At 27.2% G+C, this 17,266-nt stretch carries 9 protein-coding genes, 1 pseudogene and 1 riboswitch; of the genes and pseudogenes, 1 reads left to right on the top strand and 9 read right to left on the bottom strand.

What is annotated here, in order from left to right; all coding sequences use genetic code 11:
* Window positions 1–12: 12 nt before the first annotated feature.
* From ACQZHJ_RS01525 to ACQZHJ_RS01510, 4 genes are all read right to left on the bottom strand, one after another.
* Window positions 13–894: a hypothetical protein gene (locus ACQZHJ_RS01525; RefSeq protein WP_430483790.1), complete on the bottom strand. Its 882-nt coding sequence runs from the start codon at window positions 892–894 to the stop codon at window positions 13–15.
* Window positions 895–1,046: 152 nt separating this feature from the next.
* Entirely contained in the window at window positions 1,047–1,274 is a 228-nt protein-coding gene (locus ACQZHJ_RS01520; RefSeq protein ID WP_430483789.1) for a hypothetical protein, read from the bottom strand.
* A gap of 104 nt (window positions 1,275–1,378) precedes the next feature.
* Entirely contained in the window at window positions 1,379–2,467 is a 1,089-nt protein-coding gene (locus ACQZHJ_RS01515) for an acyltransferase family protein (protein ID WP_430483788.1), read from the bottom strand.
* Between the two features lie 239 nt (window positions 2,468–2,706).
* Window positions 2,707–8,589, bottom strand: a complete 5,883-nt coding sequence (locus tag ACQZHJ_RS01510; protein ID WP_430483787.1) for an MSCRAMM family protein — start codon at window positions 8,587–8,589, stop codon at window positions 2,707–2,709.
* 72 nt (window positions 8,590–8,661) lie between these two features.
* A riboswitch (cyclic di-GMP riboswitch) is annotated at window positions 8,662–8,745 on the bottom strand.
* Window positions 8,746–9,347: 602 nt separating this feature from the next.
* Here ACQZHJ_RS01510 and ACQZHJ_RS01505 point away from each other — a divergent pair.
* Window positions 9,348–11,729: an ATP-binding protein gene (locus ACQZHJ_RS01505; protein ID WP_430483786.1), complete on the top strand. Its 2,382-nt coding sequence runs from the start codon at window positions 9,348–9,350 to the stop codon at window positions 11,727–11,729.
* Window positions 11,730–11,816: 87 nt separating this feature from the next.
* Here the strand turns inward: ACQZHJ_RS01505 and ACQZHJ_RS01500 are convergent, their stop codons facing one another.
* The 5 genes and pseudogenes from ACQZHJ_RS01500 to ACQZHJ_RS01480 form a co-directional block, all read right to left on the bottom strand.
* A complete protein-coding gene (locus ACQZHJ_RS01500; protein WP_430483785.1) occupies window positions 11,817–12,398 on the bottom strand; it encodes a hypothetical protein in 582 nt (193 codons plus the stop codon).
* 256 nt (window positions 12,399–12,654) lie between these two features.
* Window positions 12,655–13,215, bottom strand: coding sequence for a hypothetical protein (locus ACQZHJ_RS01495; protein WP_430483784.1), 561 nt, complete (start codon window positions 13,213–13,215; stop codon window positions 12,655–12,657).
* 108 nt (window positions 13,216–13,323) lie between these two features.
* The gene (locus ACQZHJ_RS01490; protein ID WP_430483783.1) at window positions 13,324–14,100 is read right to left on the bottom strand and encodes a sulfite exporter TauE/SafE family protein; all 777 of its coding nucleotides are present in this window, start codon (window positions 14,098–14,100) and stop codon (window positions 13,324–13,326) included.
* A 136-nt stretch (window positions 14,101–14,236) separates the two neighbouring features.
* Window positions 14,237–14,434, bottom strand: coding sequence for a heavy-metal-associated domain-containing protein (locus ACQZHJ_RS01485; protein ID WP_430483782.1), 198 nt, complete (start codon window positions 14,432–14,434; stop codon window positions 14,237–14,239).
* A 132-nt stretch (window positions 14,435–14,566) separates the two neighbouring features.
* A pseudogene (locus tag ACQZHJ_RS01480) lies at window positions 14,567–17,235 on the bottom strand (heavy metal translocating P-type ATPase).
* Window positions 17,236–17,266 lie beyond the last annotated feature (31 nt).

Here is a 17,266-nt window from a genome sequence, read left to right as displayed (position 1 = left end):
ATTTTTAAAATATTATTTCTTATTATCCTTGAATAAATCAAACATGCCCTTTAAGAAAACTTGCGCTTTTTTATCCTCAAGCTTTCTAAACTTATTATTAAAATATTTATTAGTAGAATTAATTCTATTATTTATTCTATTTATATCCTTTTTTATGTCCTCAATGAAAGTTTTATGTTTAATTATATAATTATATTCTTCATAACATAAATTTAAAGTGTGAAATGATTTTCTAATCATAAATATTAGAACTAAAGCTATTATTATTCCTAATACAGAAATAATTCTAGCAGTATTGTTATAATACTGACTATAATCTTCAATCATTCTAGCTATAAAACTACTTGTTAATATTGTTTTTATATTTTCAATTGATATTAATACTACATAAATTATAAAATATGCTATACCTAAACATTTAATTCTAGAATATATAAGTTTTTCAAAGGATGATTTTTCTTCATAAGTAGTATCTATACTATCAACAGAAGAAACCATATCATTTATTCCAGATACAACTAAAAATAAAGCTATTATACTCATAATATATATGTCTAACGATTTATGAAGACCATAATCACTTCCAAAAAACTTATACCCAATTACTCCTAGTACGGTATATCCTATTATAACTTTAAAATCTCCTAATATAAATTTCTCTTTTATTATTTTTATCTTAGATACTATAAAAACTACCAGTAAAAGTAATACTGTCTTCACAATTATCTCTCTATGTATAAACGCAAAATTAAATATCTCTTCTAAAAAGTTTTTGTTATTTATACTAGCATTCATTCTTCCAATAGTATCTAATATTATAAATAACATAGGTATTAATATTATTAATATAGATATTTCTTTATATGTACTAAATCGTTTTTGCTCTATATTCATACGCCACCTCCATCCTTACAAGTTTATAAATATTTTGTAAACTCTAATATATATTATATACCTTTAGATTTATTGTTAAAATATTTAACATAGAAAAAAAGTTATGAAGTAACTATGATACTACCCCATAACTTTTACTACTAAACCTAGTGTTAGTAAGCAACACTATAATTATTTAAAAAACCTATTTTTTCTCCATCTAGATACATCTCTCCACGTTTTCCTATAAATCCTCTTTTGCCTTCTATATATACAATTCCATTGGGTGCCATAACTCCTGCATATCTACCATCTAGGTATATACATCCATCAGTATCTATCAACCCTCTTCTGTTGTTTAGATAAAACTCTTTAATACACGCTTCTCTCATTCTAAGCATATATAGCCCCCCAATTATATATTTCTTGTGTAGATTATATTCTTTACATACATAAATTAGTACAAAAAAGGCCTAGATCTATAAAAAATCTAAGTCTTTTAAATTTATTTATTTTCTACTATTATATCCTTAGGTTTTATCATCTCTATAGATCTTAATTGATCTTTATGTCTTCTATATAAAGTCAAATCTCCCTTAAACAAAAACTTAGTTAGTAAGCTCTTATTAATAAGTACAACCATAAGCAATGGTATTAATACACCTATTATAGTAAACATAATATATCCAAATCCGAACATATCCATAAATAGTGTTGCTACTTGCTTATGAAGATACATTATTATAAGCGAATTTGCACCTATTATGGTAAACAACCTTTTGTATTTTAAATTACTAAGTTGATAGCTTATTGAAAGTATAAATACTGTTATTGTAACTGGCATTAATAAATCAAATATTGGATTTTGATATAAAGAATATTTTATGTTTAAGTAATAGTAAACACCTTTATCTATATTGATTACGCATAAAACAACAATTCCAATAAAAGATGCTATAAGAGTCATTGTAGACTCAAATATCTTTTGAATATTTTTCTTAGTTATATAATATCCTATAGCATAATAAGGTAAAGTTATTAATACAGTATCAAGATTCCAAATAACAAATTGTTTGTGAGTTATATCTGTTATATCTGAAGGCACAAATTTCATTGAGTACATATGCGCTACAATATAACTTAATGTACATACAACAAATAACATTCTTGGCTTTAGATGCTTATTTAATTTATCAAACAATACTTTTGTTACAAACATAACCGGTATAAACCAAAATACTCCCCAAGTAGCCTTTCCACCATAAGCATACTTAGCTATTTCCTGAATAAATCCATCTATACCAAAGTGTCCATGATAATACATCATATAATTAAATCCTATATCAACTAATGAGAATATTGCATATGGAACAAAAAACTTTATTGCTTGTTCCTTAACAGATATTCCTCTCTTATAAAGCATCCCACTTATTATAAAGAATGCAGGCATATGGAACCAATATAAATACCATGCTGGATCAAAAGGTGCATGACATAACACAACACTTATTATAAGAATTCCTTTTGCTATATCTAAATAGTCTAATCTTTTCTTTTGTTTTAAATCAGTGTTCATATTTTTTCTCCTACTCATAATTATAATATTGATATTACCCCCTATTTATTTTGCCCGTAATTTATATAAATATGAAAATATATCAATTAATAATCTAAAAATAATTAAACAATTAATATAATACTTTTATATTGGAACTTTAGTTTGAAATTTATATGAATTTTAATTTAAATAAATATAAACTTTATAGTATATATAAAAAAAACAAGCTCTATATAGCTTGTTAAACCATATAGAACTTGTTATTTATAAACTATTTATTTTACTATCTTTTTATTAACAATAACTGCTAAGACTAAGCTTAGTATCATTAATCCAATACCCAAAATTAAAATTACTCTTTCTGATAATAATCCTCCTGTCTTAGGAAGAGTTGTAATATTATCATCACTTTTATCTTCAGTATGAGGAGTCTCTATGATTTTATCCCCTGGAGCTTTTGTGTTTTTAACTGTAAATTCTAACTTTTGATTATCTTCTTTAACTTCAAATTTAATAGCTGTCTTGTCTAAAGTATATCCATTTGGAGCTTTTGTTTCTTCATATGTATAGTTTCCATATGATAAATTATCAAACTCTAGAATTCCATCTTTATCAGTCATTCCTGTAGCAACTATATTTCCTATAGAATCTTTAATAGTGAACTCTGCCCCTTCAAGTACTTTATTACTTTCAGAATCAACCTTAACTATTTTGATTCCACCTTTTATCATATCATTCTTAGCTGTAAATTCTAAGATTTTTTCATTATCAGTTATTTCGAATTTAACTGGTGTATTATTTAATAAATATCCTTTTGGCGCCTTTGTTTCCTCGTAAGTGTAATTTCCATATGGTAGGTTGTTAAATTCTACAATTCCCTCTTTATTAGTAGTTTGTGTATCTACAACTTTTCCTTCTGAATTTTTAACAACAAACTCTGCACCTTCAAGAAGTTTATTATTCTCAGAGTCTACTTTTATTATTTTGATTCCACCTTTGATAATAGCATTTTTAGCTGTAAATTCTAATGTTTTTCCATGCTCTGTTAACTCAAATGGAACACCTTGTGAATTTAATATATATCCTATTGGTGCTTTAACCTCTTCATATGTATAATCTCCATATGCTAATCCTGATACAGTTGCTACTCCTTGTTCGTCAGTAGTTACTGTTTGCATTAAATCACCTTGTGAGTCTCTTATCGCAAATATAGCTCCTGCCAAAGCATTTCCTGTCTCTGAATCTACTTTAGTTATTTGAATATCACCTTTTATTAGATCATTCTTAGCTGTAAAACTTAAAACTTTATTATTATCAACTATTGAGAAATTTACTTTTGTTGAATTAATTAAATATCCTTCTGGAGCTTTTGTTTCTTCATATGTGTAATCTCCATATGGTAGGTTATTAAATTCTACGAGTCCATCCTTATTAGTAGATTGTGTAGAAATTACCTTTCCATCTGAATTCTTTATAGTAAATTCTGCTCCTTCAAGAGGATTTCCAGTTTCAGAATCAATCTTAGTTATGTTAACTCCACCTTTTATAATATTATTCTTAGCAGTAAACTCTAAAATCTTATTATTTTTTGCTATTGAAAAATTAACCGGTGTACTATCTAATTGATATCCTGTTGGTGCCTTTGTCTCTACAAATGTGTAATCACCATATGGTAAATTATTAAACTCGGCAATACCTAATTCATTTGTATCTTGTGTATTTACTACATTACCATTAGAATCTTTTACTTGGAAAGTAGCCCCTTCTAAAACTTTATTATTTTCAGAGTCTACTTTTGTTATTTTAATTCCACCTTTTATCTCAGTATTTTTAGCAGTAAACTCTAATGTTTTACCATGCTCTGAAACCTTAAATGGAACTACCTCTGTGCTTAATATATACCCAGTTGGAGCCACAACCTCTTGGAATGTATAATCTCCATAAGTTAAACCTGATATAGTAGCTATTCCTTGTGCATCAGTAGTTACTGTTTGAACTAACTTTCCTATTGAATCTTTTATATCAAACTTGGCCCCTGCTAAATTATCTCCTGTCTCTGAATCAACCTTTGTTATTTGCATATTACCTTTTATTGGATCATCTTTAGCTGTAAATTCAATTACTCTACCGTTTTCTAGTATTGAAAATTCAACAGGTGTTTTGTCTAGTAAATATCCTTCTGGAGCTTTTATTTCTGTAAATGTATAATCTCCATATGGTAAATCACCAAAATCAACTACTCCATTCTCATCAGTAGTTTTTATTCCCATTGATATTCCTGAACCATTTTTAACTTCAAATTCTGCTCCACTTAAAACTGCACCTGTTTCTGAATCAACTTTTGTTATCTTCACTCCACCATGTATTTTTCCGTTAGCAACTTGTATATTTATTGGTGTAGTTTCTCCTGAAATAATAGTAAATTCTTTTTCAATATCACTTTTTATGTATCCTATTGGTGCATCAACTTCAACTAATTTATAGGTTCCTGGCACTAGCTTTATTGATGCTACTCCATCAGCATTTGTAACTAATATTCCATCAACATTATTAGTTAATTTATTAACCACTTCAAACTTAGCACCTTCTAATTTTATATTAGCATTTGCTAAATCAACCTTTGTAATTTGTACTTCACATTGATCCTTATTATTGTAAGCTCTATATGAAGAAATTTCATTGTTTTGACTTATCTTAAAGGTAACAGGATTTGTATTTAATAAATATCCACTTGGGGCTTTTGTTTCCTCATATGTATAAGTTCCATATGGTAAATTATTAAATTCTACAACTCCATTTTCATCTGTAATCTTTGTATCAACAACATTTCCACTTGAATCTTTAACTACAAAAGTCGCTCCTTCTAAAATCTTGTTAGTTTCAGAATCATATTTTGTTATTTTGATACCACCTTTAATGATATTATTTTCAGCCGTAAATTCTATTATTTTATCATTCTCTGTTATTGAAAACTTAACTGGTGTTTCATCTAAAATATATCCTATAGGTGCAGTTATCTCTCTGAACGTATAATCACCATATGGTAAATTGTTAAACTCTACTGCTCCATTGTCTCCAGTAGTCTGTGTTTCAACTAAATCACCATTAGCAGTTTCAATCATAAACTCTGCACCCTTAAGAGGATTCTTATTTAAAGAATCAATTTTTAATATTTTGATTCCTCCAACTATATTATTATTTTCTGCTTTAAACTCTAGTACCTTATCATTTTCTGTTATAGAAAATTTAACTGCCGTAGGGTTTAAAACATAGCCTTTTGGAGCTTTTGTTTCCACATACGTATAATTTCCATATGGTAAATTATCAAACTCAACTATTCCCTCTTTACCTGTAGTCTGTGTACCTACTACAACTCCCTCTGAATTTTTTATTTGGAATGTAGCATTTTCTAAAACATCTCCAGTTTTAGAATCTACCTTAGTTATTTTTATTCCACCTTTTATAAGATTATTATTAGCTGTAAATTCTACAATCTTATTATTTTCTGCTATAGAAAAACTAACTGGTGTACTATTTAATTGATATCCTATCGGTGCCTTTGTTTCCTCAAATGTATATTCACCAAAAGGTAAATTGTTAAATTCTGCAATTCCATCTTCTCCAGTAGCTTGTGTTCCAACTACATTTCCATTTGAATCCTTAACGTTGAAAATTGCTCCCTCTAAGACCTTTTTAGTTTCTGAGTCTACTTTAGTTATTTTTATTCCGCCCTTTATTTTAGTATTCTTAGCTGTAAATTCTAATGTTTTTCCATGCTCTGATACTGTAAAAGGAATTTTTGATGAGTCAATTCCATAACCAATTGGTGCCTTTACTTCTTGGAATGTATAGTCTCCGTACTTTAATCCAGATAAGGTAGCAACACCTTGCTTATCTGTTGTTATAGTATCAACTAAGTTATTTTCTGAATCTCTTATTTCAAACTTAGCACCTACTAATTCATCTCCTGTTTCTGAATCAACCTTATTTATTTGAATATCCCCTTGTATTGGATCATCCTCAGCAGTAAAAGTTAATAGCTTACCATTTTCAGTTACTTCAAAGTTAACTTTAGTTGTATCTAAAACATAGCCCTCTGGTGCTTTTGTTTCTTCATATGTATAACTTCCATAAGGTAGATTATCAAATTCTACTAATCCATCTCCATTTGTTTCTTTTGTCTCAGATATTTTTCCATCTAAACTTTTAACTGTAAATTCTGCTCCTTGTAACTTCTTATTATTGTCTGTAGAATCTACTTTTGTTATCTGGATATTACCCTTAATTTTATTATTGACTATAGTCTTGTTTAAAGTCTCACCAGCAACTATATCAACATTTTCATCAGATGCTACAATATATCCTTTAGGTGCTTCATTTTCAACAATTGTATAAGTTCCAGCTTTAATATTATTAAAGCTAACTAAACCATCTTGACTTATTCCAGTTACGATAACTTTATCACCCTGCATTAAGCTAAACTTAGCTCCATCAAGTAAATTTCCATTTTCATCAGTTTTTTTAATTATCAAATTACCTGTAGTCGGTACTAATTCATCTTCAGCTACTACATTAACTGTTTTACTATTCTCAGTAACTTGAAATGTTATAGGAGTATTATTTATTTTATATCCTTCTGGTGCCTTTTTCTCAACTAATTGATAACTTCCATAAGGTAACTCTAATATTATTGGTTCCGTTGATAATGTTGTAATATCTCCAACAATATTTCCATAAACATCTTTTACTGATTGACCTTCACTATTTTGTACTGAATAAACAGCTCCAGCCAACATTGTTTGAGTTTTATCACCTTTTTCAATTTTAATTATATTCACTTTTGGATTCTTTTTAGTAGAAACCTCTTCTGTAGGATTTCCATTTACATAAGCAACATTTGTCACTGTATCTCCAGGTTGAACATTCCTCATACTAGCTTCTATTGTAATATGAGCATCATCCCCAGGATTTATATTTGATTTATCATTAATAATAGTTAATACCCTAGTATTCTTATCATATGATGTAGTAAATTGATTTGTAGAAGTAATTTTTATATCAGCTAATCTTGAATCTAAAGTATCTGTAATACTCATAGTTCCCTTTATAAAAGTTCCATAAGAATCAAATTTTATCTGATACTCAATATTTTGGTCATCAGCATTATTTGTGACATTTGTCTTATTTACCATCTTGTGAACATTTAATGCTCCTGCATCTGATCCAAGCTTAGCAGTTGAACTTGAATTTGACTCTGTATTGTCATGATATAAAGTTGCATTATTAACATAACTTGGTTCATTAGATATTACTAATGTATTATATGTTAATGAATATTGCTCATATGGTATATTTCCAAAGTTTATTTCTAAAGAATTATTCGTTGCTTTTGCTATACCTCTTTCAAAGAAATCCTTAGTAACATCTGTTGAAATACCATAATAGTCATTTTTTATTATTGATATGCTATTTACATCTAAAACCATTCCTTTAGGAATATTGTCAACAAACCTTGCATTGTTTAATTCAGGTATCTTATCTCTATTAATTTCAACGTAATATTTAATAGGTTCATTTCTATCACTTATTATTCCTGTACCTGTATAGTCCATTGGTAAATATGAACCTTTATACATAACTGGAGATGTTCCTGAACCGCCCTCAGTTCCTCTACCTTGACCATTTAATTCTAAAGTTTCAGTTTGATTTCCTAGTTTAATAACAACTGGATAAGTCTTGTCTTCAATATTTGAATCTCCAGTCATTTCTATATTTATGTATCCTTGAACTGCACTTCCTACATTCTCATTAAATATTAAAGTAACTAATCCATTATTTACACTAGCACTTGAAAAGTGCTCCTTTGGATATTTGGGCGTTATATCCTTAAATATATCTGGGAGCTGTACTGTTATTTTGTCCCCAGCTTGCAACTTAGTTCTATCCAAAATTTTATATTGAATATTTAGTGTTTTTATCATCCCATCTCTTACATCGTTGTTATCAAAGCTAACACTTGTTATTTCAACTGCACTATTATTTTGTAATGAAGTTGAACTCTGACCGAATGCAATAACTCCAGGTGATATTATGTTTACCACCATTGCAATAAAAGCTACTATGGCAATAATAAAAATCTGTTTCTTCCTTCCTCTCATTTAATCACTCCTTTATCATATTATTTGAATATCCAAATAAAAAAAAACGACTAAAACTTTATAATTTTATTTATAAAGAATAGTCGGTTGCATCACTAACTCAATATATCCCAGATGCCCAAATAAAGGATATATGTCATCATTACTATTGTTAATTATTATATTTTCGTTTGTTAATTAAATTATTCATCTTAAATGTAAAAAAAATATTATCAAAATATAAAATATATTTAAATACTTATGTATGATATATCATATGTCGTTTTTTGTCAATTAAAATCTATTTATAATAAATTAATTTTAACTACTACCTAGTATTAAATATTATAAACAAATAAAACCTAATTATATATTTATTAAAAATAAACATATTTTTTACAAAATAATCTCAATATATTTTTTTATAAGTGATAATATAAAAATAAATAACTATCTTTTTTGAAATAATCTTATATTAAAAATCAGTTATTTTTTTTCATTTATTTATCTTAAGTTGTAATTTAAAATCTCTAAATATTCCCTATTATTATTTTTCACTAAATATTAATTCAAAAGTAATTAAAAATTTTAAAATAACTAAAACTTTTGAACCTTTAATTCAACAAATTAAGAATAACAAATTAATTGTAATTAATATTTATGAAGAAATTAGACTTATATTTATTAAACTTAGTGTAAATATTTGTATTTAATTATGATAAAATTGATAATATAAGATAAAATATAAGTTCAGATTCTTACTAAGGAGATTAAAAAACATGGATAATCAAATATTTTTTCATATTTTTAATGATTATAAAGATAAAGACAATACTAGAAGAAAGATTAAATTCTCGATATTTTTGATTTTTTCTATGTTCGGACTATTTTTAACAAATATTATTTATAAAATTTACAATTCTACTACTCCTACCAATATAGTTAATACAAGTAGTATACCATCATTTGCATTGCATTTAGCTTTAATCCTAGGAGCTATGGCGTACCTAAGTGCACTTGTTTATTATACAAGCACTAAAAAGGATGATTTTTTTATAATCTCCTTAATTTATATGAATTTATCTGTTGAACTTTTAGTAACACAAGGTCATAATCTAATAATTTTTGATAAATTTATATTCATACATTCAATTTTTAGAATATGTATTCTTTTTTATGTTGCTTTTAATAAGAACGGAATCGCAAAAATATTAATTAAACATAAGGTAACTACTTCTATTTTAGTTTTTATATTTTCAACTATAGTTCCTATGATTAATTATAAAATCTTTTTTGATAATCTCTTTGTAAATAACGTATTTTTATATGCAGAATTAATGAGCATAATAGTACTACTATATATAATAGCTTGTATATTTATTTCTATAAAAAGCTTAAAAGATAGAGAGCTTATATACTCATTTATTGTTGGTAGTATGCTTCTTATAGCTTTAAGAGGAATCTACTGGATATGCGAAGTATTATTCCCTACTATTTCATTATATAAAGCTAATAATAACTTAGTATTACTACTTACAATATTTTCATTTTTACTTGCTATAAGTGGTGTTTTTAATGAAATAATAACAAAAAATAGAAATGGTGCTCTACTTCAAAAAGAACTTCAGGTTTTCTATCATTTAGTTGAATTCAATACTAGCAGTTCTATAATTTTATATGATAGAAACAAGAAAGTTATATATACAAATAAAACTATTAGAGATCGTTATTGTAAAACAAACTCATTAGAGGAACAATTAAAAGAAGTAGAAAGCCTTTTTGATAATGCAGTCTTTATAGATAACCTTAATGAAGCTTATGCTATTAAATCATTACTTACTAAAGGTAGCTGGGAAGGTAAATTAAAATTAAAAACTAATAAAATAGTTAACCTATATGCACAAGTTTTATCAGTTGAAGGTAAAAATTATTATGCTTTAAATTTAAAAGATATAACAGAAGAATTCGTACTTTCACAAAATATAAAGAAAAATGAACAACTTTTAAGTTGTATAAATAATAATATTCAGGATTTAATAATAAGTGTTGATCCAAAAGGAAATATAACTTATGTAAATCACTCTGTCCTGAAAGTACTTAATTATACTTATGATGAAATCTACGGACTTCATATAAGAAACCTTTTAGGTAAAAATGATGAAATTATAAATCAACTTAAAGAAAATGATGATGATAATGTTAAATGCAAACTCATTGGAAAACATTCTGTTGTTTACGTAGAATCTATTATAAGGTCATTAACAGATGACAATGGTATTCCTTATGGAAAAGTTATAGTTGCTAAAAACCTTACATCAAAAAGAAAACTTGAAAATTTAACTGTTAAATTTAGAGAAGCTAAAGCATATGAACAAGTAAAAAATGAATTCTTTGCTAATATATCTCATGAACTTAGAACTCCACTTAATATAATATATTCTACAGTTCAATTACTTAACTCAAAACATGAAAAAGAGCCACTTAACTTCAATGATTTTTATGATAAATATAAAAAAGGCTTAAAAATGAATTGCTATAGAATGCTTAGACTTATCAATAACTTAATTGATGTTAGTAAAATAGACGTTGGCTTTTTAAATGCAGATTTTACAAATAGAGATATAGTATCACTTGTTGAAAATATTGTTTCATCGGTGATTCCACATGCTGAAAACAAGTTTATATCAATAATATTTGATACAAATGTAGAAGAAAATATTATAAAATGTGACCCTGTTAAACTTGAAAGACTTATTTTGAATTTACTTTCTAATTCAATAAAATTCACCTCAAATCATGGTGAAATATTTGTTGATTTAATAGCTTTAGATGATTGGGTTAAAATTAGTGTAAAAGATAACGGAATGGGAATTCCAAAGGAAATGCAAGCCTCTATATTTGATCGCTTCGTTCAAGCTGATAAATCTTTAAAAAGAAGAAATGAAGGTAGTGGTATTGGACTTAGTATAGTTAAGTCTATTGCAGATTTACATGGAGGGAAAGTTGAATTAATAAGTGATGATACCTCTGGCACCGAATTTATAGTTTGGCTACCTAATATAAGACTTGATCATACTGAAGATAGTAATAATTTGGTTGACTATATAACTGATGATAAAAATATAGAATTAGAACTTTCAGATATTTATGAAGTTCATTAAATAATGATATTAAAACTAAAATAAAAAGGCTAAACTAAATTTATATTTGTTTAGCCTTTTTATTTATATTTTAAAACAATATTACTTTTAAACCGCTTTACTTTCTTTTATTTTTATATTGTTAACTTCATCTCTAGTTAAAGTTTTTAAATTATTATAATTTATCAAATAAAAATAATTATATAATTTTCTAAGCTTATTTAAATAGTCATAACTTCTCTCTGGTATATCAAAACTAACTTTAGTTTCATCTCTCTCATCTGCATACTCTACTTTAAAATCTTCAACTTGAGGAAATTTTAATAATCCTTTAAATGTTATTTGTCCTCTAACAAACTGATGTCCAGAACAAGAATATAAAGTTTCTATATTAGGTTGAGTATTTAAAAATATTATTAAATCCTTTATTTCAACATCTATTGCTAGACGGCTTTTAAATCCACATTTTTCTACTTCCTCTTCACTTAAGAGAACTGATCCCCTTCTTAGTTCTCTCATATAATAATTATATGCTTGTATTAAATCAAAATCTTCTTCTGAAATCTCTGATACTCTTCCTCTTATGAATTCTGGTAGAATTCCATGTTCTCTCTCTAGTTTTAATTCCGTTACTATCTTAAGTGCTTTAAATACTTCCTCATTTGAATATTCTTTTAATAGCCTCTCCATTTTAACTTCCCCCCAATTTAATAACATATAATTCTATATAATATAACTTAAATCACCATTATATTGTAAATATTTACCATATAATTAGTATATACTTTTTCATTTAAAAAATAAAATCGCATTTTAGCTCATTTATTCAAATTAAATAGAACTAAAGCCCTATTTCTTTATTTTTGCATATTTTTGTAAATATTTTACATTTAGAAATCAAATAAAGGTTGTTACCTAATTTTAGATAACAACCTTTATCAAATTATTATTTTATTTTTTTATATATTATAGGATTAACAAATCCAAATGTAATTTTTCCATTTTTCTCAAAGACTTCACTTACATATAAAGTTCCATCTTCAGTTCTTTCTTTTAACTTAAATGTAGTTTCTGGAGTAAAATGACTTATACTCTCACCTTCAAAGCCATCATTTTTAAACTTATAAATCATAGGAGTAAATTTTTCTGATATTTTAAGTTCTTTATAATCCATAATTAATGATTCATTATCATTTCTAAACTCTTCTTTTGAAATATTGCTTGGTAAATCATAAGAAGTTAAAACAACATTTTTATCTTCATTTTCAGTAAATAAAAATAAATGAGGCAATATATTTTTAAACTTTCCTTGCTCATAGTAGCTTTCTTCTATAACAAAATATCCATTAAAGTTATTTGGTAAATTTTTAATCTTATCATTGCAAATACCCGTTATATGTTTTGCCTTTGGATGAGAAACTTGTCCACTTTCATTTTCTTCAAATATTTGCTCATCATTATTAAATTCTCCACATAAATAACTTAAAAATAATTTTAAATTTCTCATAAATTTACTTCCTCTCATATGTTTAAATATCTTGTATGAAATTAATTATTAAAATAAATAATACTCTCATTCATTTATTTAGTCAAATTTTTCTATTTATTATATTACTTAAATTACATGCCCAAAATATTTAAGTAATAATAATATTACTCCAAAAGCTATTAAAAATAATCCTGATATTTTATTTAATTTAATATCATCTATTTTATTAGCAAATTTAGCTGATATTCTTGAAAATATTAATGCAAAACCTCCACAAATAATAAGACCTACAATATCAGTACCCCCATGTATTATATGTGCTGTAGCACCTGTCAATGCAGTAAATGTCATTATGAAAACGCTAGTTCCAACTGCAGTTTTAAGATCATATCCTAAAACGCTTGTTAAAACTAATAATAACATTACTCCTCCACCAACACCTATTGCTCCACATATTATACCAATTACTGCTCCACATAAAATTGATAAGAAAATTTGTTTTCCTTTTTTTCTTTTCTTAATATCATTGCTATCTTTACCCTTAATTGGTTTAAATATTAATTTTAGTCCAAGTAATATTGTTGTATATATAGTTACTCCACCTAATATATTATTGGGTATATCTTTAGCTAGATAACTCGCTAACCAAGTAAATACCATAGTAGATATCATCATAACTATACCATTTTTTATATCTATATTTTTATTTTTATGATAAGTATAAGCTGATATACCCGCTGATAAAACATCTGCAGCTAAAGATATACCAATGGTTTTATACGCATTCATTCCTAATATTACAACCAGCATAGGAGTTATTATTGTAGCTGCTGATAACCCAACTAAACCAATTCCTATTCCAGCCAATATTCCAGCTATTGCAAATACTAATATACTAACCAAAATTATCCCACCTTTATTATTTATACACAAGTTTTTATAAATTTTTACCTTAGTTATATTTTTATATTAACGCGAATTAAAGGTATTATATAAGACTTAACATAATTATGCCTTATATAATACCTTTACTTACATACTATTTTATAGAAGTTACATCATATCCCATATCTTCTATAGCATCTTTTATATCTTTATCAGAAGCTTCTCCATCTACTACTGCTTTACCAACTTCAACATCTATTTTTGTTAATCCTTTTACATCTTCTAGTGCTGATTTAACATGATTTACACAGTTTTGACATGACATTCCTTCAATTGTTATTATTTTACTCATTTCTATCACTCCTATTTTTAAATTTAATTTATCTAGAAACCTATTTATAAATCAAATAAATTTCTAAAAGAAAAGGTTTATTTATCTTAATCTGCTATAAAATTAATATCTTATAGCAGATTTTAAATCATTTTATGCTTCACTATATTTAGGTTTAAAAGTTTTTAATCTTAAAGCGTTTAATAATACTGATACTGAACTAAAGCTCATTGCTAAAGCAGCAAGCATTGGATTTAGTAAAAGGTCCCTCCAAATAAATGTAAAACTCCCATGGCAACCGGAATACCAATTCCATTGTATATTAATGCCCAGAATAAGTTTTCTTTAATATTAATCATAGTTTTCTTACTTAATTGAATTGCTCCAATAACATCCATTATGTCACTTCTCATAAGTACTATATCTGCTGATTCCATAGCTATATCAGTACCTGATCCTATAGCCATTCCTATGTCAGCACTTGCTAATGCAGGTGCATCATTTATACCATCACCAACCATTAATACTTTTTTTCCTTCACCTTGAAGTTCTTTAACTTTTTCTGCTTTTTGTTGAGGTAATACATCTGCTACAACTCTATCTATTCCAATATCACTAGCTATAGCCTTAGCAGTTTTTTCATTATCTCCTGTAACCATAACAACTTCTATTCCCATCTTATGAAGTTCTTTAACAGCCTTCTTACTTGTAGGTTTTAAAGTATCTGCAACAGCTACTATTCCCTCTAAAGCACCGTCTATAACAATAAACATTGGAGTTTTTCCTTGTGCTGCAAGCTTTTGCGCTTTATCAACTAAATCTCCAAAAGCTATATTTTTCTCTTCTAAAAGAGCCTTATTACCTAAAAGTATATCCTTATCTCCAACTGTAACTTCTATTCCTTTACCAGGAATAGCAATAAACTCTTTAACATCAAAAAGTTCTAAATTCTTATCTTCAGCTGATTTAACTATTGCTTCACCTAGTGGATGTTCAGAAGCTTTTTCTGCTGAAGCTGCTAATGCTAAAATTTCATCTTCTGAATAATTTTCAGCAATAACATCTGTTACTTTTGGTTTACCTTCAGTTAAAGTTCCTGTTTTATCAAATATTATTGTATTTATATTAGCAGCACCTTCTAAAGCTTCACCACTCTTAATTAATACTCCATTTTCTGCTCCTTTACCAGTACCAACCATGATAGCTGTAGGTGTAGCTAATCCTAAAGCGCAAGGACAAGCTATTACAAGTACAGAAATAAATATTGTTAATGTAAACTCTAAGTTTTCTCCACCTAAGAAGTGCCATGCTAAAGCGGCTAATATAGCCATTACTATTACTACTGGCACAAAATAACCAGCAATTATGTCAGCTGTTCTAGCTATAGGAGCCTTTGATCCTTGAGCATCCTTAACAAGCTTAACTATTTGAGATATTACAGTATCTTTACCTACTTTAGTAGCTTTGTAAATTATTCTACCATTTTTATTGATACTTGCTCCGTAGACAGTATCTCCAACTTTCTTTTCTACTGGAATACTTTCACCAGTTAACATACTCTCTTCTACTGATGTATAACCTTCAGTTACTTCTCCATCTACTGGAAGTTTTTCGCCTGGTTTTACAACTATTAAATCTCCAACTTTAACATCATCAATTGATATAACTTCTTCCTTACCATTAACTAATATAGTAGCTGTTTTAGGTGCTAATCCCATAAGTTTTTTAATAGCATCAGAAGTTTTTCCTTTAGTTATAGCTTCTAGATATTTACCTAGCATAACTAATGTAATTATTGTAGCTGCTGATTCAAAGTATAATTCATGTACATAATGAACTTGACCAATGGCAATTTTATAAATAGCAAATAATCCATATAAATAGGCTGCACTAGCTCCAATAGCAATCAATGTATCCATATTAGGACTTCCAACAAATAAACTTCTATATCCAATAATGAAGAATTGTCTACCTATTATAAATACAAATGTAGTTAATATTAATAAAAATAGTGCATAGTTCATAGGACTTGTATTAGGCTCTAACCATGTTGGTAACATCATTCCCATCATACTTCCCATTGCAACTATAAATACTGGAATAGTAAATATTGCTGACCATATAAGTCTTTTTTTCATTACATCTGCTTCACTTGGTTTATTAGATTCCTCATTGTCTCCAGTATTATCTGGGTCTTCTACAAGCTTGTAACCTAGTTTTTCAACTTTTGATTTAATATCGCTTGTTGTAACTTTTTCTGGATTATAGGCAAAAGTTACAGTTTCTGCAGCAAAGTTTACATTTGCATTCTCTACACCATCCATTCTATTTAGACCTTTTTCAATGGCCGCTGCACAAGATGCACAAGTCATTCCCTCTACTTTGTAAGTTAACTGTTTTTCATCTCTTTTTATCTTATAACCAAGTTTACTTACTTTACTATTGATGTCATCAAAACTAACCTTATCTCTATCAAACTCTACATTTAATGTTTCTGTTGCAAAGTTTACATTAGCCTTTTCAACACCATCAATTCTTCCTACACCTTTTTCAATAGCTGCTGCACATGATGCACAAGTCATTCCTTCTACTTTGAATGTTTCTTTCTTGCTATTATTCTCTACAGAATAGCCAAGCTTTTCGACTTTTTGTCTAATCTGCTCTAAATTAACCTTATCCTTATCATAATTTACCTTTAGTTCTTCTGTGGCATAATTAACATTAGAACTCTCAACGCCATCCATTTTACCTACGCCTTTTTCAATAGCCGCAGCACATGATGCACAAGTCATTCCTTTTACCTTGAGTACACGCTCCATAATTTCGCCTCCTTAGTATTCATTTAATTTATAT

The organism is Clostridium sp. B9, from assembly GCF_050509515.1.
Lineage (GTDB): Bacteria > Bacillota > Clostridia > Clostridiales > Clostridiaceae > Sarcina.
Note: the sequence above shows the minus strand (reverse complement) of the source record. Positions and strands in the feature narration are given on the sequence as shown.

Excerpts from the sequence above, each read along its gene's own strand:
- ACQZHJ_RS01505 (WP_430483786.1), top strand. The coding sequence starts at position 9,348 with ATGGATAATCAAATATTTTTTCATATTTTTAATGATTATAAAGATAAA.
- ACQZHJ_RS01500 (WP_430483785.1), bottom strand. The coding sequence starts at position 12,398 with ATGGAGAGGCTATTAAAAGAATATTCAAATGAGGAAGTATTTAAAGCA.
- ACQZHJ_RS01515 (WP_430483788.1), bottom strand. The coding sequence starts at position 2,467 with ATGAGTAGGAGAAAAAATATGAACACTGATTTAAAACAAAAGAAAAGA.
- ACQZHJ_RS01495 (WP_430483784.1), bottom strand. The coding sequence starts at position 13,215 with ATGAGAAATTTAAAATTATTTTTAAGTTATTTATGTGGAGAATTTAAT.
- ACQZHJ_RS01525 (WP_430483790.1), bottom strand. The coding sequence starts at position 894 with ATGAATATAGAGCAAAAACGATTTAGTACATATAAAGAAATATCTATA.
- ACQZHJ_RS01485 (WP_430483782.1), bottom strand. The coding sequence starts at position 14,434 with ATGAGTAAAATAATAACAATTGAAGGAATGTCATGTCAAAACTGTGTA.
- ACQZHJ_RS01510 (WP_430483787.1), bottom strand. The coding sequence starts at position 8,589 with ATGAGAGGAAGGAAGAAACAGATTTTTATTATTGCCATAGTAGCTTTT.
- ACQZHJ_RS01520 (WP_430483789.1), bottom strand. The coding sequence starts at position 1,274 with ATGCTTAGAATGAGAGAAGCGTGTATTAAAGAGTTTTATCTAAACAAC.